We start from the raw sequence: 17,940 nt of genomic DNA on the forward strand, positions 1-17,940 counted from the left end.
GACGTTTACGCGCCAAGGACAAGGCGTCTCGTCACCCGCTCTTGTTACACTCCCCTCAAAGGCTTAGCTCTCACCCATGTCCTGCGCGCCCACCTCGATCGACAGCCCCCTGATCGATGGCCATGGCCGGACCATCAGCTATCTGCGCATTTCGGTCACCGACCGCTGCGATCTGCGCTGCCGCTATTGCATGGCGGAGCATATGACCTTCCTGCCCAAGGCGGCGGTGCTCAGCCTCGAGGAAATGGCGATCATCGCGGAGCGCTTTATCGCCCGCGGGATCCGCAAGATTCGCCTGACCGGCGGCGAACCGCTGGTGCGTCGCGATGTCGAACAACTCGTGCGCCGGCTGGGCAGTCATGTCGGCGCTACGGGGTTGGCGGGCGGCCTCGACGAGCTGACCATGACGACCAACGGCAACCATTTGGTTGAGCATGCCGCGGCGCTGGTCGATGCCGGTTTGCGCCGCATCAATGTCAGCCTCGACACGCGCGATCCCGAGCTGTTCCGCTATATCACCCGCCACGGCGACGTGGCGCGCGTGATCGGCGGGATTTTCGCCGCGCGCGATGCGGGGTTGCGGGTCAAGATCAACATGGTCGCGCTGAACGGGCAGAATGATCGCGAGATCGCCGCGATGCTGGCCTGGTGCCGCGACGAGGGGCTCGACCTGACGCTGATCGAGACCATGCCGCTCGGCGCCATCGACGAGGACCGTACCGACCGCTTCCTGCCGCTCACGGCGGTGCTCGACGAGTTGAAGGGCGCCTTCCCGCTGGTCCGCGACACCCACGATAGCGGCGGGCCGGCGCGTTATTGGCGGGTTGACGGCAGCGACACCCGGCTTGGTCTGATCTCTCCGCTCACCGCCAATTTCTGTAGCACGTGCAACCGCGTGCGGCTGACCACCGAGGGCATTCTCTATACCTGTCTCGGCCATGACGATCAGGTCGATCTCAAGACGATCCTGCGCACCCAGGGCGTGGCCGGGCTAGATACGGCGCTGGACGCCGCCATGGGCACCAAGCCACAGCGCCACGAATTCGACATCGCCGCAACCGCCCCCGCCGTCAGCCGCCATATGAGCGTGACGGGTGGTTGAGGGAGGTCGGATGAGCGAACAACGCCGCGCTTTGGTTGCCTCCCCCACCGCCGCCGCCCAGGCGGCGGCGAAAGACTTGGCCGATGCGCATGATTGGGTGCCGGTCGAGGAGGCAGAGCTGATCGTCGCGCTGGGCGGCGACGGCTTCATGCTGCAGACGCTGCACGCCATGCTCGAGCGCCGCAAACCGGTGGTGCCGGTGTTCGGCGTGAACCTCGGCACGGTCGGCTTCCTGATGAACGAATGGCGTCGTCACGATCTGCACGATCGGCTCGCGCGGACCAAGCCGTTCAAGGTCGTGCCATTGGCCATGACCGCCGAGACGATGGATGGCGAGATCGTCACGCTGCCGGCGATCAACGAAGTGTCGTTGCTGCGCGAAACGCGGCAGACCGCCAATCTGCAAGTGACGCTGAATGATCGCGTCGTGCTGCCCGAACTGGCCTGTGATGGCATCCTCGTCGCCACCCCCGCCGGCTCGACCGCGTATAATTTCTCCGCGCAGGGCCCGATCCTGCCGCTCGGCTCGGCCTTGCTCGCGCTCACCCCGATCAGTCCGTTCCGCCCCCGGCGCTGGCGCGGCGCGATCCTGCCCGACAAGGCGCGCATCAGCATCCGTGTGCTCGATCCCGGCAAACGCCCGGTCAGCGCCGTCGCCGACCAGCGCGAAGTGCGCGACGTCGCGCGCGTCGACATCGTCATCGATCGCGCGCGCGAGCTCACGTTGTTGTTCGATCCCGAGCATGCGCTCGACGATCGCATCACCATGGAGCAATTCGCCGCCTGAGCGATAATCGCCGCGGAACGGGGTTGCATCCCCGTTCGAGCCGTTTATAGAACCGGCCACGGCTTCATTCCCCGATAGCTCAGCGGTAGAGTAGGTGACTGTTAATCACTTGGTCGTTGGTTCGAATCCAACTCGGGGAGCCACCGCCTTTCTCCGGAAAGCCACGGGTTTGGCGTGAAGCGATGCCCCAGCGCGGGCTTGCCGGCAGCTGCTTTTTCGGCATGACATCTCGCTGCGCGGACTGCGGTTAAACTCGCCAAGTTAGCCGGGATCGATCTGCGCCGCGGATGACCGGACCGCGCTCCTACGCGGCCGCATTCTTTTCACCTCGGCACCGCCCGCCAGCGCTGCATCGCGGCCAACGAATATGCCCGAATGTCCTGTTCATGCTGGACTATTATGCTGAACGGCAGGACAGCGTGTAGGAACATAAGACGGAATGACCATGGCTTTCACCAATAGACTGATCCGGGCGCGTCATGCGGCCGGTCTCGTACCGGCGGTAACGATCGGCGCGCTGCTCGCCGCCACGCCGCTCGCCGCGCAGCAGCGCCCCGCGGTGCCGCCAACCGTGCCGACGCTCCCGCCGGCCACCCCGCCAATGGTGCGCACCGAACTCAGCGAGGCACAGGCGCGGCGACTGGCCGAACTGATCGACCGCGATTCCGTGGCGCAGGGATTGCGCGAAAAGGATCTGCCGCGCGCCACGTCGCTCGATCGCGATGCGCTGGTCGGCGCCGCGCTCGATCATGCCCGCGCCGTGCATGCCGGGCGGCTCGATGTCAGCGATTTCCAGCCCGAATGGGGCATCCGCCCACAGCCATACGATCCGCTGCCGGGCTTTGCCGAGGCCGTGCGGCGCGACCGGCTGGCGGCGTGGATCGCCTCGCTGCCGCCACCTTATGCCGGCTATGATACGTTGGTCGCCGGGCTCGCCCGCTATCGCAGCATCGCCGGTTCCGGCGGCTGGACCGCGCTCGTGCCCGGCCCCGAACTCAAGCTCGGCGCGACCGGTGCGCGTGTCGCCGCGCTGCGCAAGCGACTGGCGGTGGAAGATACCGCGCTCGACGGCAGTGGCGATCGCTTCGACGCGCCCTTGGGCGAGGCCGTGCGCCGCGCGCAGCGCCGCTACGGGCTGAACCCGACCGGTGCGGCCGGCGCGCAGACGGTCGCCGCGCTCAACGTGCCCGTGGCCGATCGCGTCCGCCAGATCATGGCCAATATGGAGCGCTGGCGCTGGTTGCCGAGCGAGATCCAGAAGAATCGCGTGCAGGTCAACATCGCCGCCGCGGTGCTGACGGTGTTCGAGGGCGATGCCCCAGTCATGTCGATGAAGGCGGTCACCGGCCGCCCCGGCGACGAGACGCCGATGCTGGTGTCGCAAATCCACAGCATCGTGATCAACCCGCCATGGAACGTGCCTTCCTCGATCGCGACCAAGGAATTGTGGCCCAAGGAGCGCGCCAAGCCCGGCTATCTCAAGCGCAACGGCTTCCGCGTGATCGACACTGGCGATGGCGGCAAGCGCCTGCAGCAATCGTCCGAAAACAGCGCGCTGGGCAAGTTCAAGTTCGATTTCGACAACAACTTCTCGGTCTATCTGCACGATACGCCGGCCCAGGCCGGCTTCGCGCGCTTCGATCGCCTGTCCAGCCATGGTTGCGTGCGGCTCGAAAAGCCCGCCGATCTCGCCAAGCTGCTGCTCAAGACCACGCCCGACTGGCCGGCCCCGACGATCGACGCGACGGTGACCGCCGGCAAGACGGTGCGCGCCAAGGTGGCAGACCCGGTGGCGGTGTATCTGCTATACTGGACCGCGTTCGCCAATGGCGCCGGCCAGGTCAGCTTCCGCGCCGATCCCTATAAATGGGATGGCACGCTGGCGACGAAGATCGAAGCACGCTCGGCGCGTCAGGCGCTGGCGTCCCGCTGAAAGGATGACGATGAAAGCCACCCGCCCCCTGCTCGCCGCCGCCGCGTTGCTCGCGCTTAATCTTGCTGCTTGCTCGAAAGAGCCTGAAGCGCCGAGCGAAAACCTGTCTCTGTCCGAAGACGATCGCCCGGTGGTCGAAGCCGCGCCGGAGCCGACGCCGATCGCCAGCCCCGCGCCGGTCGAGGAGCCGACCGACACCAACGCCGCTGCGGCACTCGAGCCCGAGCCGGTCACCCCGCCCGACGAGCAGATGCTCGACGATGCCTCGGCCACCGGCATGACCGCGCGCGCCACGCGTGATCAGGCCGCCAATGATATGGCGGCGGAAAGCGAGACCGAGCAGCAATAGCGTCAGCGCGATCGGGGTCGTGCGATCCCGATCGCCACCGAAATGCCACTGCCGATCCAGAACAGCGCCGCGAATGGCGCGGCGTTGCCGAGCGTCAGCCGCACCGCCAGCGTCAACGCCAGCGCAACCGGCACGCCCCACACCACGCCGTCCCACGCGCCGGCCAGCCGCGGCTCGACGATACCGCGCCGCCGCCGTTTGCCGAGCCAGATCCAAGTGCCCGTCGCGGTCACCACGGTCAGCGCGATGCCGAACACGCAATAGACGATCTTGACCGGCAGCCCGCCGAAATTGCCGAAATGCAGCGGATAATTGGACGCCGCGACCTGCTGGCCGATGGCCCCGTCGGACAGGCCGGACTTACCCTGATAGCGCCCCCGCGCGTCGAAATTGTAACTGTCGCCATAGATCAGCCGATGGCGGTGCGCGGCGACGATCTGGATATGCTGCCCCGCGGTGCCGGGATCGTGCAGCGTGATGAAATACGGCCGCGTATCCGGAAAGCGCGCGGTCATGGTGCGCAAGGCGGTGGCCATATCGGCGAGCGGCGCCGCACGGGCGTCGGCCGGATGCTCGCCACCGAAGATCGGCTCGAACACTTGCAGCGTCTTCTCGCCGGTATATGTGGCGATGCCCTGCGCGGCGAGCGCGCCGAGCCCGATCGCCGCGCCGGTCAGCGCGATGGCGAGGCCGAACGGCAGCGTCCACACTGCCAGCCGATTGTGCCAATCCGACAGCGCCACGCCGCCCGACTGGCGCGCGCGCAAGCGAAACGCGTCGCGAAAGATCCGCGGGAGCGCGAGCACGCCGGTGACCGACAGCGCGAGCATCATAACGCCAAGCAGGCCGACCACCGCCAAACCAACGGTCGCCGGCAGCGTCAGCGCATAGTGAAGCTCGAGCAGGAATTCCGCCCAGGCGCTTTCGTGCGGCATCGCCACCCGGCCGGCCGCATCGATCTGGCGCGCCTGATGATCGGTCGTGATCGTCGTGCGCGGCAGCGCCGAGCTCGGCAGTTCGATGAACAGATGCGTGGTCGGCTTCTTGCCACGTTCGCTGGCCAGCACCGTGGCTATCGCCGCCTGCACCGCCCCGGGCGCGATCGCGGTCATTTCCGGCGCGCGCGGCTGTTCGATCCGCTGCCACTCCTCGTCGAACACGATTAGCGTCCCGGTCAGGCAGACGATGTACAGCAAGGCCCCGGCGAGCAACCCGATCGCGCTGTGCGCCGCCAGCGCGCTGCGCACGACATTCTTGTCAATCGCCTTCATGCGTACCGTTTCATCAGCAGGAGGGTGGCCAGGATCGCCCAGCAGATCGGCAGCAGCATCAGCGCCAGCATCACGCTGTCGGCGCGGTGCCAGCCGATGAGATCGGCCAGCGCATAGCAGCCGACCGCCAAGGTCAACGACGCGGCGAAGCCGAGTGGCACGGTGAGCAGAAACGTCGCGACACGCCACCCAAGCCGCAAACTGCCGCGATCGGGCGCGGCGCGCGCTTTGCCCGGCTTGGCCGGCGCGCGTGGGACAAGAGCATCCGGCACGAGCAGCACCAGCGCCGCGGCGGTCGCGCTCAGGCCGGCGACCGTGATCCCCCACGCGCCATGCGCCATTGCGCCAAGCACCAGGCCCGCCAGCAGTAGCCCCCAGCCGATCGTGTTGAGCCCCACCGAACGCCGCGCACCGCGCCACGCGACGCGCAAAACGCCAATCGAGAGAATCGCGAGAAAGCTACCGGCCCAGATCATGCGGCGTTATTAGCACGCATTATCAATAACGCCATTGCCTTGCCGTAACGATCGCAATCGTCCGCACGGCCGATCCCGCCCCGGCAACGTTTCGTCAGCCCCTGTTCATACTTACTGATTGATATTGAGGCGGTCTCACCGGACACTTGTGCCCTATCGTTCGTTCCCCATCTTGCAACTGATACCGGTCGCTCCATTGCGGGGGCCACCCGTCGGAGGAAGATCCATGTCGCGTTCCACACTGAAATTCGGCGGCGCGCTGCTCGCCGCAACGGCCACGTTGGCGCTCGGCGCCTGCGCGACCGAGACCGCCTATCGCCCCGCTACCGGTAGCGGCTTTGCCCGCACCGGCTATAGCGACCGCCAGGTCGAGCCCAATCGCTATCTGGTCAGCTTCGCGGGCAATACCTACACATCGCGCGACACGGTCGAGCGCTATTTGCTGTTCCGCGCCGCGGAACTGACGCTGTCGCGCGGCTATGACAATTTCATCCTGGTCGACAAGGATACCGATCTGCGCTCGCGCACCTACAGCACGCCCGGCATCGGCGGCGGCGGGTTCGGCTATGGCGGGTTCGGCGGCTTTGGCGGCTGGGGCCCGAGCTGGCGCTATCGCGGCCGCGGCTTCGGCTGGCGTTCGTGGAACGGCTTTGGCGGCGACCCCTTCTGGGATCGCGACATCGACATCCGCACGGTCGACAAGTTCGAGGCGACTGCCGAAATCCTGCTCGGCAAGGGCCCCAAACCCAAGGACAATGTCCGCGCCTTCGACGCCCGCGCGGTGGTCGACAGCATCGGGCCGAGTGTGGTGGTGCCGAAGTAACTGGGCTACCACTGGCGGTCACGGAAAGGGCTTCCTCGCCACGCGGCGGGGAAGCCCTTTCCGTTGCCCCCGCCAGGGAGTGTCGGGTCGCCCGTGCTGGGGGCACAGGCGACCCGACATTGTGGCGCCGAAGGCGACGGAGGGGACTGTGCGCGGTCCGTTATCGAATCGTCTCCGTCGCTCTAGCGCAATCGCAACCACGATGACGGCTGATCCTCACGCAATTAATCTGAAACTTGCCAAATTTCCATATTTCGGGGCTCTAGTTGATGGCTGGCGAGGTACCGCGCGTCTTTAGGAACCAAACCAATTCGACGAAGTTCACTTGGTCATGGGAATGTCGGGAGCCGAAAATGAGCCTCAGACGCATCAATGCCGCTGAACGCCACCTCGCTTTTGCTGCTTTTCGAGATAGTATCAACTACGACAACGTTTACATTAGCAATCTGACGCCACGCGGTCAGGTCATCACTACGGCTTGGCGAACGCCTGGTATATGCTACGTTATTCTGTGGGAGGCGGGGTTCTCCGACGTGGTCGGGGACCCATCGCGGAAAGCGACGTTCATCCACGAGATGACCCATGTTTGGCAAGGAAACAACGGGCAGACACCAGGCTTTTTTATGCAGCAGTCAGTCGTAGCCCAACTGCGCAGCGGGGTAGCAGACGTCTTTCGGACGAACGATTTCGTCGGCGCATATAGCAATTGGGACGAGCACCGAAGTCATGCCTATGACTTTAACATAATAGACATGGGTAAACCTTGGAGGACCTTCAACGTCGAACAGCAAGCCTCGATCGTTGAAAGTTGGTATGTCGGTGAGCGCGTGCGCAGCCGCAGAAAGCGCGACTTTGACACCGGTGTATATGGCGGAAACAGTTCACGATTTGACGTGCGTTACGCCTATATTCGCGACGTCATCCGGCCTCGCCGCCCAAATGCTGACCCACGACCGGTCATGCTACCGAACGGCGGCGATCTGGAGGTAAAACGTATGCAGGACAAGCTTGTGGCACTCGGCTATCTGGACGCCAGATACGCTGACGGCTCGGTTGGCCGCGGCCATAGCGCGACGCTAGATGCTGTCGAGATTTTCCAAAAAAGGCATGGCCTGCATGTCGACCGCGATTTGGGGGGCCGAACAGCCAGACCCGTAAACTTTTGGCTTGGCCAACCTACCAGTTAAGGCGTGCACCATGACGGTAACGCGGACGGCGCGCGCCTTGATAGCGCTGGCGATGACCGCCGCCTGCGCGCAACCCGACGAAGGTGCCCTGCAGCCACTGCCCACACCGGGCGTGACGCTTGGCAAGCGCAGTATCGCCGGAGATACTGCTGAGATCGTGAGGCTTGGTATCCAGGCGCGAGTGTGGGGCGACTGGGGGTGGGATGCGGGAGAAACGGTCGATGTCGAATATCGGAATACGGGCGGCGAGGCTGTCAGCATCCACGTCGATCGAGTGAGTATCACATTCGATGGCAACCAAGGTGCGGCGGAACAGATATCGGACGTTAGCCTGGTCGATCTGAACGACGCCGACCACCGCAACGATGTGGGTCGCAGCCTAATGGAAGATGCCAAAGCACCAGATCGCCCCGGCATCCTTGTTATACCCGCGCGTGAGGCACGCCGAATTCAGGTGTCCTTTCGGCCGTTCTCCGAACCGCACCGTCCCCGCCTTGACGATGTTGTCACCCTTAAGGTGCCGCTATCCGAGACTATCGTCAGCGTGCGCCTCAAATGTGCAGGACCGTGAGCACCACGTCCGCCGGTCACCTCGCTGAGGCGAAGATGACCAGTGATCCTCGGCGCCAGTTTAAACCGCCCCGTGGCAATGCTTGTACTTGTTCCCCGAGCCGCACGGGCACGGCGCATTGCGGCTGATCTGGCCGGCCCAATCATCCGGATTGTCCGACGGCTCGATCATATCCGGCCGCGGGATCGAGAGCGGCGGCAACCGCGTCTGGATCAGCCCCAGCGAGCCGGCATCCACATCGTTGCTGTCGTCCAGCCCGGTGAACGGGTCGAAATGCGTGGTGATGAAGTCCGGCAATTCGGGTAGCTCAGCCTGCTCGTTGGCGCGGAATTCGGCATAAGCGATGGTCCGCGTCACGTCCTCGCGAATGCTCTCCAGCATGCGTTCGAACAGCGAGAAGGCTTCCTGCTTATATTCGTTGATCGGCGTCTTCTGCGCATAGGCGCGCAGGTGGACGACCTGGCGCAGCGCATCCAGCGTGGCGAGATGCTCCTTCCAGTGATGATCGAGATTCTGCAGCAGGATCGATTTCTCGACCGAGATCCACACGTCCGGCTCGAGCTGCGCCGATTTCTCGGCGACCTGCGCATCGGCCAGTTCGCGCACGCGCTCCTCGACCAGTTCGGGATCGATCGCGTCTTCCTTGATCCACGCGTCGATCGGCGGATCGATCGCCAGGTTGGCCAGCAGCTTTTCCTTCAAGCCGGCAATATCCCACTGCTCGGGGTACGAGTTGGGCGGGCAGGCCGCGCCGACGATCGCATTGACCGTCTCCGTACGCATATCGGTGACTACGTCGCCGACCGTCTCGGCATCCATGATGTCGCTGCGCTGCTCGTACACCACCTTGCGCTGGTCGTTCATCACGTCGTCATATTCGACGACCTGCTTGCGGATATCATAGTTGCGCGCCTCGACCTTCTTCTGCGCGGTCTCGATCGCCTTGCTCAGCCATTTGCTGCCGATCGCTTCGCCATCGCCGATATTGTTGCGCATCATCCGCGCGAACAACGTGTCCGGCCCGAAGATACGCAGCAAATCGTCGTCGAGGCTGAGATAGAAACGCGACAGGCCGGGATCGCCCTGGCGCCCGGCGCGGCCGCGCAGCTGATTGTCGATGCGGCGGCTTTCGTGGCGCTCGGTGCCGAGCACGAACAGGCCGCCGGCGGCGAGCACTTCGGCCTTCTCGACCGCGATCTGCGCCTTGATACGAGCGATCGCGGCATCGCGTTCCGGCCCCTCGGGCATCTCGGACAATTCGTCCTCGACCATGAATTCGAGATTGCCGCCGAGCTGAATGTCGGTACCGCGGCCGGCCATGTTGGTGGCGATGGTCACGGCCGATTTGCGGCCCGCCTGCGCCACGATATGCGCCTCCATCTCGTGGAAGCGCGCATTGAGCACCTTATGCTCGACGCCTTCCTTAACGAGGAATTCGCTGAGCAATTCGGACTTTTCGATCGACACGGTGCCGACCAGCACGGGCTGGCCGAGATCGGCGTGATGCTTGATCTTCTTGGCGATGGCGGCGAACTTGTCCGCAGTATCCTTGTAGAATTCGTCTTCCTCGTCGACGCGCTTGATATCGACATTGGTCGGGATGGTGACGACGTTCATCTTGTAGATGTCGTAGAATTCGGCCGCTTCGGTCGCCGCGGTGCCGGTCATGCCGGCGAGCTTGGGGTACATGCGGAAATAGTTCTGGAAGGTGATCGAGGCCATGGTCTGGTTCTCGGGCTCGATCTCGACGCCTTCCTTGGCCTCGACCGCTTGGTGCAGGCCGTCCGACCAGCGCCGGCCATCCATCATGCGACCGGTAAACTCGTCGATGATGATGACCTTGCCGTCCTTGACGATATAATCGGTATCGGCCTTGAACATCACGATCGCGCGCAGCGCCTGGTTGAGGTGATGCACGACCTGCGTGTTCTCGAAATCGTACAGATTGTCGCCCTGCAGCAGCCCATCGGCCTCGAGCATGCGCTCGACCTTCTCGGTGCCGTCCTCCGTCAGGATGATGGTCTTCTGCTTCTCGTCCTTCTCGTAATCGCCGGGGACGAGCCGCTTCACCACGAGATCGACCGAGCGATACAGGTCGGACTTGTCGTCGGTCGGGCCGGAGATGATCAGCGGCGTGCGCGCTTCGTCGATCAGCACCGAATCGACCTCGTCGACGATCGCCATGGCGAACGGGCGCTGCACCATCGAGCTGCGCTCATATTTCATGTTGTCGCGCAGGTAATCGAAGCCGAATTCGTTGTTGGTGCCGTAGGTGATGTCCGCGGCATAAGCGTCGCGGCGCTGCTGGTCGGTCAGGTTCGGCACGATCGTGCCGGTGGTCAGGCCGAGGAAGTTGTACACCTGCCCCATCCACTCGGCATCGCGCGCTGCCAGGTAATCGTTGACGGTGATGACGTGCACGCCGTCGCCCGGCAGTGCGTTGAGATAGGTGGCGAGCGTGGCGACCAGCGTCTTGCCCTCGCCGGTGCGCATCTCGGCGATCTCGCCGCGATGGAGCACGATGCCGCCAACCAGCTGCACGTCATAATGGCGCTGCCCGAGCACGCGCTTGGCCGCGTCGCGCACGGTGGCGAAGGCCTCCGGCAACAGATCGTCGAGCTTGGCGCCATCGGCCAAGCGGGCGCGGAATTTGACCGTCTGGTCGGCCAGTTCCTCGTCCGACATGGCCGAGATGGTCGGCTCGAACGACCCGATCTTGTTGACGATGGTGCCAAGCGATTTGACATAACGGTCGTTGGACGACCCGAAGAGCGTTTTGGCAAAGCCGCCGAGCATGGAGAATTCCTGTACGTTCAGATGGGGATGCGGCGCAGCCAGGCGCGCCGGAAAAATAATGTCGGGAGAGCCCGCCGCAGTGCGGCGCCCAGGCGCTTATTGGCGCAATTTGCTCAGATACAGCGGCACCGGCGCAGCAAGCGCCCAGTCGGTCATGGCGATCGGCGCCTGTGTCGGCCGCCCGGCCAGCGCGAGCCACGCGCGCTGGCGCTGGACCGACACGACCTGGGCAGAACCCGCGACGGTCGCCCCGCTTAGCGCCGCGCTCTGCTGGAACTGCACCTCGGCCACGCGCACGCCCGAAATCGCGCCGGTCAGCGCGCTCAGCATGGCGGAGAGGAACAGTAACAGTTGCACGAATAACCCTATGACGACGCCCGCGTTGCCGAACCCTGAACGCGAGCCTGCGCGACATAGTTGCTGGCTGCGACTTCGCCTAGGGTCAATCGACATGATGCCCTCCCCCTGCCCTGCCGCTCCCCCGGCGGAGGCCGGGGCCCAGGCGAGAGACCGAAGTTGGCGTACGCTGCGCTTCGTTACTTCGACCGTCGCGGCTGGGCCCCGGCCTTCGCCGGGGAAGCGCCAGGGTGTGGGACGTGGCGCTAGCCAAAGCCTTACCCACGCGATACGCATCGTTCGAAATCGGCCGCACAGGCGGCACAGCAGGAGCAGGACATGATGAGCGACACCATACCGCAAACCGGCAAGCAGCTTTTCTCCACCGTCACGGAAGACGGCCGCCTCGAACTTGCCATGCGCACCGTGCCCGTCACCGAGCCCGCAGCCGACGAAGTCCTGATCCGCGTCGACGCCGCCCCGATCAACCCGTCCGATCTGGGCGTGATGCTGACGGTGGCGGACAGCAATGCGTTCGAGGCCGGCGACAACGCCGCCTCCGCCGCCATCCCCGAAGCGATGCTGCGCCACGTTGCGGCGCGCAAAGGCATCTCGATCCCGATCGGCAACGAAGGCGCCGGCCTGGTGGTCAAGGCCGGGTCGTCACCCGAAGCGCAGGCGTTGCTCGGCAAGACCGTCGCGCTCGCCGGCGGCGGAATGTATTCCACCTATCGCACGGCGAAGGCGAGCGCCTGCATGGTCGTTCCCGAAGGCACATCAGCAGAGGAAGGCGCGTCGTCGTTCGTCAATCCGCTCACCGCGCTGGCGATGGTCGGCACGATGCGGCTCGACGGCTACAAGGCGCTGATCCACACCGCCGCCGCGTCCAATCTCGGGCAGATGCTGGTAAAACTGTGTCTCGCCGAGGGCATCGAGCTGGTCAATATCGTGCGCAGCGCCGAGCAGGTCGCCCTGCTTAAGGATCTCGGCGCCAGGCACGTGGTCGATTCCGCCCAGCCCGATTTCATGAAGGCGCTGACCGAAGCGATCGCCGAGACGCAGGCATTCCTGGCGTTCGACGCGATCGGCGGCGGCCGGCTCGCCGGGCAGATCCTGACCGCGATGGAAGCCGCGGCGCTGAAAACGCAAAAGGCCAACGGCCCTTACGGCTCGACGCAGTACAAGCAGGTCTATCTTTACGGCGGGCTCAACACCGCGCCGACCGAGCTCAACCGCGGCTTTGGCATGTCGTGGGGCATTGGCGGTTTCCTGCTGACCTATTTCCTGCAGCGCGTCGGGCAGGAAGAGACGGCCAAGCTGCGCGCGCGGGTCGGCGCCGAGCTCAAGACCACGTTCGCCAGCGCCTATACCAGCCGCATCACACTGGAACAGGCGATCGAGCCGGCGACGATCGCGGCGTACAACCGGCGTGCGACGGGGGCGAAATATCTGATCACGCCGCAGGTATAAGGGGGCCGGCGGGAGTACGCGCCTCCCGCCACCATACGCTTCCCCGGCGAAGGCCGGGGCCCAGTCGCGGAACAATTGGAAACGGGCGTCGCGCGAGGTTACGTCCACCTTCGCTGCTGGACCCCGGCCTCCGCCGGGGAAGCGCATCCGGGGAAACCAGGCACCACGCCCACCCGTCACCCGTTCAGCATCGCGAACACTTCGTCATAATTTCCATTCGCCTCTGCCCGGCGCAGGAACTGCACGCGTTCGACGCCATTTTCCGGCCCCGTCGGATGCGCCTTCAGCAGCGCCACCGTCTCGGCGATATAGGCGTCCAGCGGCATCGATTGCGGATTCTCGGCATGGCCCGGCATCAGATCGGTCGCCACGCCTGGCGGTGAAATCTCGATCACGTCGACATTGGTCTCGCGCAATTGATGGCGCAGCGACTGGCTGTAGGAATGGATCGCCGCCTTGGTCGCGCTGTAGGTCGGAGTGGCGGCCAGCGGGACGAAAGCCAGGCCCGAAGACACGGTCATCACCGTCGCACTCGGCTGTGCGCGGAGGTGGGGCAGCAGTGCGGCGGTCAGTCGGATCGGGCCGAGCAGATTGGTCGTGATCGTCGCCTCGGCCACATCGAGATCGAACGGTTCGGCGAGCAGATCCTCGACCTGCATGATGCCGGCATTGTTGATCACCACGTTGAGCGCGGTATGTTCCGTCGTAATCTTGGCGGCGAACGCCCTGATCGCAGCGGCATCGGACACGTCGAGCACTGCATAATCCATGCCCGGATGCGCCGCGACCGTTTCCCTGAGCGGACCTTCGCGCCGCCCGGTGACGATCACGGTATTGCCCTCAGCCTGCAACGCAATGGCGAGTGCCTGGCCGATGCCCGATCCGCCGCCGGTGATGAGGATGGTGTTGCCGCTGATGTTCATCGCATTGCTCCTGTGATTGCCTGCAGACGCTGATATAGAGTGTCGCTTACCGATCGAAAGTAGGCACCGAAACGTGCGGTACTTACCAGGAGGAAACCGATGCCCGCCCCTTCTTACGAAAGCTATCCCCAGGCCGACCCCAAGGTCGACGCGCTGGTCACCGACGTGATCGGCCGCGTGGCCGACAAATGGACCATGTTGGTGCTCGAGGTGCTGGTCGAGCATGGCGAAGTGAGGTTCACGCAACTCGGCAAGCTGACCGGCAAGATCAGCCAGAAAATGCTCACCCAGACCCTGCGCGCGATGGAGCGCGACGGGCTGATCATCCGTACCGTCCACCCGGTGGTGCCGCCCAAGGTGGAATATCGCCTGACCGATCTCGGCTATACCCTGGCCGGGGCATTCTGTGGCGTCTGGGGCTGGGCGGCGGAAAATCTCGAGCGGATCGAGGCCAGCCGCGCCGCTTTCGATGCGCGCGCCATGTAATCATTTGGCGGCTGGGCATTTGCCTGCGCAGCGACGCCATCTATGAGGGCGGCATGACCATCTCCCCGCTCGCCTCGCCCTTCCCCACCTTGCCAGCGATCCCCGGCGTCACGCCGCGTGTCGCCCGCGCCCGCTACAAGGATTGGGATCGCTGCGACCTGACCTTCGTTACCTTCGCCGATGGCACCACCGCCGCGGGCGTGCTGACGCAGAGCAAATGCCCGTCGCCCGAAGTGGAATGGTGCCGCAACGCGCTCGTACTCGGCAATGCGCGCGCATTGGTGGTCAATGCCGGCAATTCCAACGCCTTTACCGGGGCGCGCGGCCGCAGCGCGGTCGAGGCGATCGCTGCGCGCACCGCGCAGACGCTGGGCTGCCAGCCCTCCGATGTCTATGTCGCCTCGACCGGCGTGATCGGCGTGCCGCTGCCGATCGACAAGGCCGAGGCCGGCCTCGACGCCGCCTTTGTCGCGGACGTGTGCAGCTGGCAGGACGCCACCGACACGATCGGCACCACCGACACCTTTCCCAAGGCGGCGACGACAAGCGCGATCGTCGACGGCAAGACGGTCAATCTGGTCGGCATCATCAAGGGCTCGGGCATGATCGCGCCGGACATGGCGACGATGCTCGGCTTCATCTTCACCGACGCAGCGGTCGATGGCGCCTTCCTGCAGGGCTGCCTGGCCGCCGCCAACACGACGAGTTTTTCGTGCATCACGGTCGATAGCGATACCTCGACCAGCGACACCGTGCTCGCCTTCGCCACCGGCAAGGCGGGCAATGCCCCGCTGACCTCCTCGGACGATGACGGCGCGGATGCCTTCGCCGCCGCACTGGCCGATCTGTGTCGCCAACTCGCGCATCTCGTGGTCCGCGACGGCGAAGGCGCGACCAAGTTCATCCGCATCGATGTCGAAGGCGCGGAGAGCGACCGCAGCGCGCACCGCATCGCCATGTCCGTCGCTAATTCGCCGCTGGTCAAGACCGCGATCGCTGGAGAGGATGCCAATTGGGGTCGTGTCGTCATGGCGGTGGGCAAGGCGGGGGAACCGGCCGAGCGCGACAAACTGGCGATCCGCTTCGGCAATACGCAGGTCGCCGAGGGCGGGCTCGCGGTCGAGGGCTATGACGAGGCGCCGGTGGCGGCGCATCTCAAGGGCAGCGACGTGGAGATCGGGGTGGATCTGGGGCTCGGCGAAGGCCGCGCGACGGTGTGGACCTGCGATCTGACGCATGGCTATATTTCGATCAACGCGGATTATCGGTCGTAAGCTATTCGCTTCCCCTGTTCATTCCCCCATTAGCCGCTTCCCCGGCGAAGGCCGGGGCCCAGTCGCGAAGGTCGAGGTAACTGAGCGCAACGCATCCCAACTGCTGCCTACCGACTGGGCCCCGGCCTCCGCCGGGGAAGCGCTGAAGAACTAGGAAAAGAAGGAGAGCCAGATGCCCAACCTCATCCTCCATCATTACGACCGCTCCCCGTACAGCGAACTGCTCCGCCTCGCGCTCGGCATCAAAGGCGCGGCGTGGCGCTCGGTGATCATCCCCAGCATCGCGCCCAAGCCCGATCTCGTCCCGCTCACCGGCGGCTATCGCAAGACGCCCGTCTTCCAGATCGGCGCCGACATCTATTGCGACAGCGCGATCGCGATCGAGGCGATCGAGGCGCAGCCCGGGCCGACCTTGTTCCCGGGCCCGCTCGGCCGCCTCGCCGCGCTGGTCGCGCAGCAGGCCGGCGGCGCGACGTTCAGCCACGCGGTCGGCTCGGCCATGGCCACGGTGATCGATCGCATTCCCGACGAGTTTCTCGACGACCGCAAGAAACTGTTCGGCCTCGATCGTGACCGCATCAAGCAGGCCGCGCCGCATCTCACCGCGCAATTCACCGCCTGGCTGGTGCGGCTCGACGACGCGCTGGCCGATGGCCACGCCTTCCTCGGCGGCGACGCGCCCGGCTATGCCGATTGCGCGGCGGGCATGACCGTCTGGTTCCAAGGCAATTTCGGGCTGAAGGACGCGCGCCTCGCGCCGTTCGCACACGTCGCCGCCTGGTCCGCGCGTGTCGAGGCGATCGGCCATGGCAGCCCGAGCACCATGACCGCCGCCGAAGCCCTCGATGCCGCGCAAGTCTCCGAGCCCAAGGTGACGGAACAGGTGGACGTCGATAGCGGCTTCACTGCCGGCCAGTCGGTCACCGTGCGTACCGAAGACCCCGGCGCCGATCCGGTCGCCGGCACACTGGCCCGCCTGACGCCGCGCGATATCGTCGTGCTGCGCGAGGATCCGCGCGTCGGCACCGTCGCCGTCCATTTCCCCCGGCTTGGCCAGATCGTGATGCCCGCCTGATGCTGACGATCTGGGGGCGGCTCAACTCGCACAATGTGAAGAAGGTCGCCTGGGCGGCGGAGGAGATCGGCCTGCCTTATGTGCGGCACGATGTCGGCGGGCAGTTCGGCATGGACGACGCGTATCTCGCGCTCAATCCCAACGCGCTGATCCCGACGATCGAGGATGACGGCGTGGTGCTGTGGGAATCGAACGCGATCCTGCGCTATCTCGGCAGCCGTTATTCGGCGCCACTCTGGCCGGCCGATCCAGCGGCACGCGCCCAGGCCGATAAATGGATGGACTGGCAGTTCGGCTATGCCGACGCGCAGCGCGATGCGTTCATCAATCTGGTGCGTCTGCCGGCGGACCAGCGCGATGCGGCGGCGATCGCCCGCTCGGCCGAGCGCTGTGCGGCGATGATGACGCTGCTCGATGTCGAGCTTGCCCGCCAGCCGTGGCTATCGGGCGACAGTTTCGGGCTCGGCGACATCCCGATGGGCGTCTACGCGCACAGCTGGTTTACGCTAGAGATCGATCGTCCGGCGCTTAGCCATGTCGAGGAGTGGTACCGCCGCCTGCAAACGCGAGACGGCTATGCCAGCCAGGTGATGATTCCGCTCACCTGAACCCGTCGCCCCACCGAAAGCTGGGGTATCAATGGGGCAAGCACCAAGCTCGCCCCACCGATATCCCTGCCTCCGCCGGGATGACCTAGCGGCTTACGCCAGTTCGCCCTCGAGCCACGCCTTCAGCCGCCCCTTGGGCTCGGCGCCGACCTTGGTCGCGGCCGGCACGCCGCCCTTGAACAGGATCATCGTCGGGATGCCGCGCACGCCGTAGCGGCCCGGCGCATCGGGATTCTCGTCGATATTGAGCTTGGCGATGGTCACCTGCTCGCCCAGCTCTTCCGAGATTTCCTCCAGGCTCGGCCCGATCATCTTGCACGGCCCGCACCATTCGGCCCAGAAATCGACCAGCACCGGGCCATCGGCCTTGAGCACGTCATTGTCCCAGCTGCCGTCGGTGATTTTCTTGGTCGCCATCTTAATTCTCCTTGGTTGACCGCAATCTAGGGACGCGGGGGCCGGTGCTCAAGCGC

General features: G+C 65.1%; 18 protein-coding genes and 1 tRNA gene. 13 read left to right on the forward strand and 6 right to left on the reverse strand.

The features are described from left to right. The first annotated feature begins 76 nt into the window (after positions 1-76). From moaA to U1739_RS04720, 5 genes are all read left to right on the forward strand, one after another. A complete protein-coding gene (gene moaA, locus U1739_RS04700) occupies positions 77-1,102 on the forward strand; it encodes a GTP 3',8-cyclase MoaA (RefSeq protein WP_332704471.1) in 1,026 nt (341 codons plus the stop codon). Between the two features lie 10 nt (positions 1,103-1,112). Continuing rightward, positions 1,113-1,889, forward strand: coding sequence for an NAD kinase (locus tag U1739_RS04705; protein ID WP_332704473.1), 777 nt, complete (start codon positions 1,113-1,115; stop codon positions 1,887-1,889). A 68-nt stretch (positions 1,890-1,957) separates the two neighbouring features. Continuing rightward, positions 1,958-2,032 (forward strand) — tRNA-Asn (locus U1739_RS04710). Positions 2,033-2,328: 296 nt separating this feature from the next. Next, positions 2,329-3,822, forward strand: a complete 1,494-nt coding sequence (locus tag U1739_RS04715) for a L,D-transpeptidase family protein (RefSeq protein ID WP_443025489.1) — start codon at positions 2,329-2,331, stop codon at positions 3,820-3,822. A gap of 10 nt (positions 3,823-3,832) precedes the next feature. Beyond that, positions 3,833-4,171 carry a hypothetical protein gene (locus U1739_RS04720; protein WP_332704474.1) on the forward strand — a complete coding sequence of 113 codons (339 nt, stop codon included), beginning with the start codon at positions 3,833-3,835 and terminating at the stop codon, positions 4,169-4,171. A 2-nt stretch (positions 4,172-4,173) separates the two neighbouring features. Here the strand turns inward: U1739_RS04720 and U1739_RS04725 are convergent, their stop codons facing one another. After that, positions 4,174-5,442, reverse strand: coding sequence for a PepSY-associated TM helix domain-containing protein (locus tag U1739_RS04725; RefSeq protein WP_332704476.1), 1,269 nt, complete (start codon positions 5,440-5,442; stop codon positions 4,174-4,176). Continuing rightward, on the reverse strand, positions 5,439-5,918 hold the full coding sequence (locus tag U1739_RS04730; RefSeq protein ID WP_332704478.1) for a hypothetical protein: 480 nt from the start codon (positions 5,916-5,918) through the stop codon (positions 5,439-5,441). The genes U1739_RS04725 and U1739_RS04730 overlap by 4 nt, the downstream gene beginning before the upstream one ends. A gap of 226 nt (positions 5,919-6,144) precedes the next feature. Between U1739_RS04730 and U1739_RS04735 the strand changes: the two genes are divergently transcribed. The 3 genes from U1739_RS04735 (at position 6,145) to U1739_RS04745 (ending at position 8,499) form a co-directional block, all read left to right on the forward strand. Beyond that, on the forward strand, positions 6,145-6,741 hold the full coding sequence (locus tag U1739_RS04735) for a CC0125/CC1285 family lipoprotein (protein WP_332704480.1): 597 nt from the start codon (positions 6,145-6,147) through the stop codon (positions 6,739-6,741). A gap of 353 nt (positions 6,742-7,094) precedes the next feature. Beyond that, positions 7,095-7,928 carry a peptidoglycan-binding domain-containing protein gene (locus U1739_RS04740; protein WP_332704482.1) on the forward strand — a complete coding sequence of 278 codons (834 nt, stop codon included), beginning with the start codon at positions 7,095-7,097 and terminating at the stop codon, positions 7,926-7,928. A gap of 10 nt (positions 7,929-7,938) precedes the next feature. Further along, entirely contained in the window at positions 7,939-8,499 is a 561-nt protein-coding gene (locus U1739_RS04745) for a hypothetical protein (RefSeq protein ID WP_332704484.1), read from the forward strand. 60 nt (positions 8,500-8,559) lie between these two features. Here the strand turns inward: U1739_RS04745 and secA are convergent, their stop codons facing one another. Together secA and U1739_RS04755 are read right to left on the reverse strand one after the other, a co-directional pair. Further along, on the reverse strand, positions 8,560-11,295 hold the full coding sequence (gene secA / locus U1739_RS04750; RefSeq protein ID WP_332704486.1) for a preprotein translocase subunit SecA: 2,736 nt from the start codon (positions 11,293-11,295) through the stop codon (positions 8,560-8,562). Between the two features lie 96 nt (positions 11,296-11,391). Beyond that, positions 11,392-11,652, reverse strand: coding sequence for a hypothetical protein (locus U1739_RS04755; protein WP_332704488.1), 261 nt, complete (start codon positions 11,650-11,652; stop codon positions 11,392-11,394). A gap of 321 nt (positions 11,653-11,973) precedes the next feature. Here U1739_RS04755 and U1739_RS04760 point away from each other — a divergent pair, with 321 nt between their 5' ends. Further along, a complete protein-coding gene (locus U1739_RS04760; RefSeq protein WP_332704490.1) occupies positions 11,974-13,101 on the forward strand; it encodes a zinc-binding dehydrogenase in 1,128 nt (375 codons plus the stop codon). 176 nt (positions 13,102-13,277) lie between these two features. On the opposite strand, the gene U1739_RS04765 is transcribed toward U1739_RS04760, so the two are convergent. Then, positions 13,278-14,024: an SDR family oxidoreductase gene (locus tag U1739_RS04765; RefSeq protein WP_332704492.1), complete on the reverse strand. Its 747-nt coding sequence runs from the start codon at positions 14,022-14,024 to the stop codon at positions 13,278-13,280. A gap of 99 nt (positions 14,025-14,123) precedes the next feature. Here U1739_RS04765 and U1739_RS04770 point away from each other — a divergent pair, with 99 nt between their 5' ends. The 4 genes from U1739_RS04770 to U1739_RS04785 all read left to right on the forward strand — a co-directional run bounded on the left by U1739_RS04770 (position 14,124) and on the right by U1739_RS04785 (position 17,467). Further along, positions 14,124-14,510: a winged helix-turn-helix transcriptional regulator gene (locus U1739_RS04770; RefSeq protein WP_332704494.1), complete on the forward strand. Its 387-nt coding sequence runs from the start codon at positions 14,124-14,126 to the stop codon at positions 14,508-14,510. A gap of 53 nt (positions 14,511-14,563) precedes the next feature. Continuing rightward, on the forward strand, positions 14,564-15,784 hold the full coding sequence (gene argJ / locus U1739_RS04775) for a bifunctional glutamate N-acetyltransferase/amino-acid acetyltransferase ArgJ (RefSeq protein ID WP_332704496.1): 1,221 nt from the start codon (positions 14,564-14,566) through the stop codon (positions 15,782-15,784). 172 nt (positions 15,785-15,956) lie between these two features. Continuing rightward, positions 15,957-16,859 carry a glutathione S-transferase family protein gene (locus U1739_RS04780; protein ID WP_332704498.1) on the forward strand — a complete coding sequence of 301 codons (903 nt, stop codon included), beginning with the start codon at positions 15,957-15,959 and terminating at the stop codon, positions 16,857-16,859. Continuing rightward, the gene (locus tag U1739_RS04785) at positions 16,859-17,467 is read left to right on the forward strand and encodes a glutathione S-transferase family protein (protein WP_332704499.1); all 609 of its coding nucleotides are present in this window, start codon (positions 16,859-16,861) and stop codon (positions 17,465-17,467) included. Before U1739_RS04780 ends, U1739_RS04785 begins: the two co-directional genes overlap by 1 nt. Positions 17,468-17,560: 93 nt before the next feature. Here U1739_RS04785 and trxA read toward each other — a convergent pair whose 3' ends face one another. Then, on the reverse strand, positions 17,561-17,884 hold the full coding sequence (gene trxA / locus U1739_RS04790) for a thioredoxin TrxA (protein WP_261295321.1): 324 nt from the start codon (positions 17,882-17,884) through the stop codon (positions 17,561-17,563). Between the last annotated feature and the right edge of the window lie 56 nt (positions 17,885-17,940).

Source organism: Parasphingomonas puruogangriensis (genome assembly GCF_036663635.1).
GTDB lineage: Bacteria > Pseudomonadota > Alphaproteobacteria > Sphingomonadales > Sphingomonadaceae > Sphingomonas.

What these genes read in the sequence shown, in the direction of transcription:
- moaA (WP_332704471.1), top strand. Translation starts at nt 77, where the DNA reads ATGTCCTGCGCGCCCACCTCGATCGACAGCCCCCTGATCGATGGCCAT.
- argJ (WP_332704496.1), top strand. Translation starts at nt 14,564, where the DNA reads ATGACCATCTCCCCGCTCGCCTCGCCCTTCCCCACCTTGCCAGCGATC.
- secA (WP_332704486.1), bottom strand. Translation starts at nt 11,295, where the DNA reads ATGCTCGGCGGCTTTGCCAAAACGCTCTTCGGGTCGTCCAACGACCGT.
- U1739_RS04745 (WP_332704484.1), top strand. Translation starts at nt 7,939, where the DNA reads ATGACGGTAACGCGGACGGCGCGCGCCTTGATAGCGCTGGCGATGACC.
- U1739_RS04715 (WP_443025489.1), top strand. Translation starts at nt 2,329, where the DNA reads ATGACCATGGCTTTCACCAATAGACTGATCCGGGCGCGTCATGCGGCC.
- U1739_RS04780 (WP_332704498.1), top strand. Translation starts at nt 15,957, where the DNA reads ATGCCCAACCTCATCCTCCATCATTACGACCGCTCCCCGTACAGCGAA.
- U1739_RS04705 (WP_332704473.1), top strand. Translation starts at nt 1,113, where the DNA reads ATGAGCGAACAACGCCGCGCTTTGGTTGCCTCCCCCACCGCCGCCGCC.
- U1739_RS04760 (WP_332704490.1), top strand. Translation starts at nt 11,974, where the DNA reads ATGAGCGACACCATACCGCAAACCGGCAAGCAGCTTTTCTCCACCGTC.
- U1739_RS04785 (WP_332704499.1), top strand. Translation starts at nt 16,859, where the DNA reads ATGCTGACGATCTGGGGGCGGCTCAACTCGCACAATGTGAAGAAGGTC.
- U1739_RS04740 (WP_332704482.1), top strand. Translation starts at nt 7,095, where the DNA reads ATGAGCCTCAGACGCATCAATGCCGCTGAACGCCACCTCGCTTTTGCT.
- U1739_RS04730 (WP_332704478.1), bottom strand. Translation starts at nt 5,918, where the DNA reads ATGATCTGGGCCGGTAGCTTTCTCGCGATTCTCTCGATTGGCGTTTTG.
- U1739_RS04735 (WP_332704480.1), top strand. Translation starts at nt 6,145, where the DNA reads ATGTCGCGTTCCACACTGAAATTCGGCGGCGCGCTGCTCGCCGCAACG.
- U1739_RS04725 (WP_332704476.1), bottom strand. Translation starts at nt 5,442, where the DNA reads ATGAAGGCGATTGACAAGAATGTCGTGCGCAGCGCGCTGGCGGCGCAC.
- U1739_RS04770 (WP_332704494.1), top strand. Translation starts at nt 14,124, where the DNA reads ATGCCCGCCCCTTCTTACGAAAGCTATCCCCAGGCCGACCCCAAGGTC.
- U1739_RS04765 (WP_332704492.1), bottom strand. Translation starts at nt 14,024, where the DNA reads ATGAACATCAGCGGCAACACCATCCTCATCACCGGCGGCGGATCGGGC.
- U1739_RS04720 (WP_332704474.1), top strand. Translation starts at nt 3,833, where the DNA reads ATGAAAGCCACCCGCCCCCTGCTCGCCGCCGCCGCGTTGCTCGCGCTT.
- trxA (WP_261295321.1), bottom strand. Translation starts at nt 17,884, where the DNA reads ATGGCGACCAAGAAAATCACCGACGGCAGCTGGGACAATGACGTGCTC.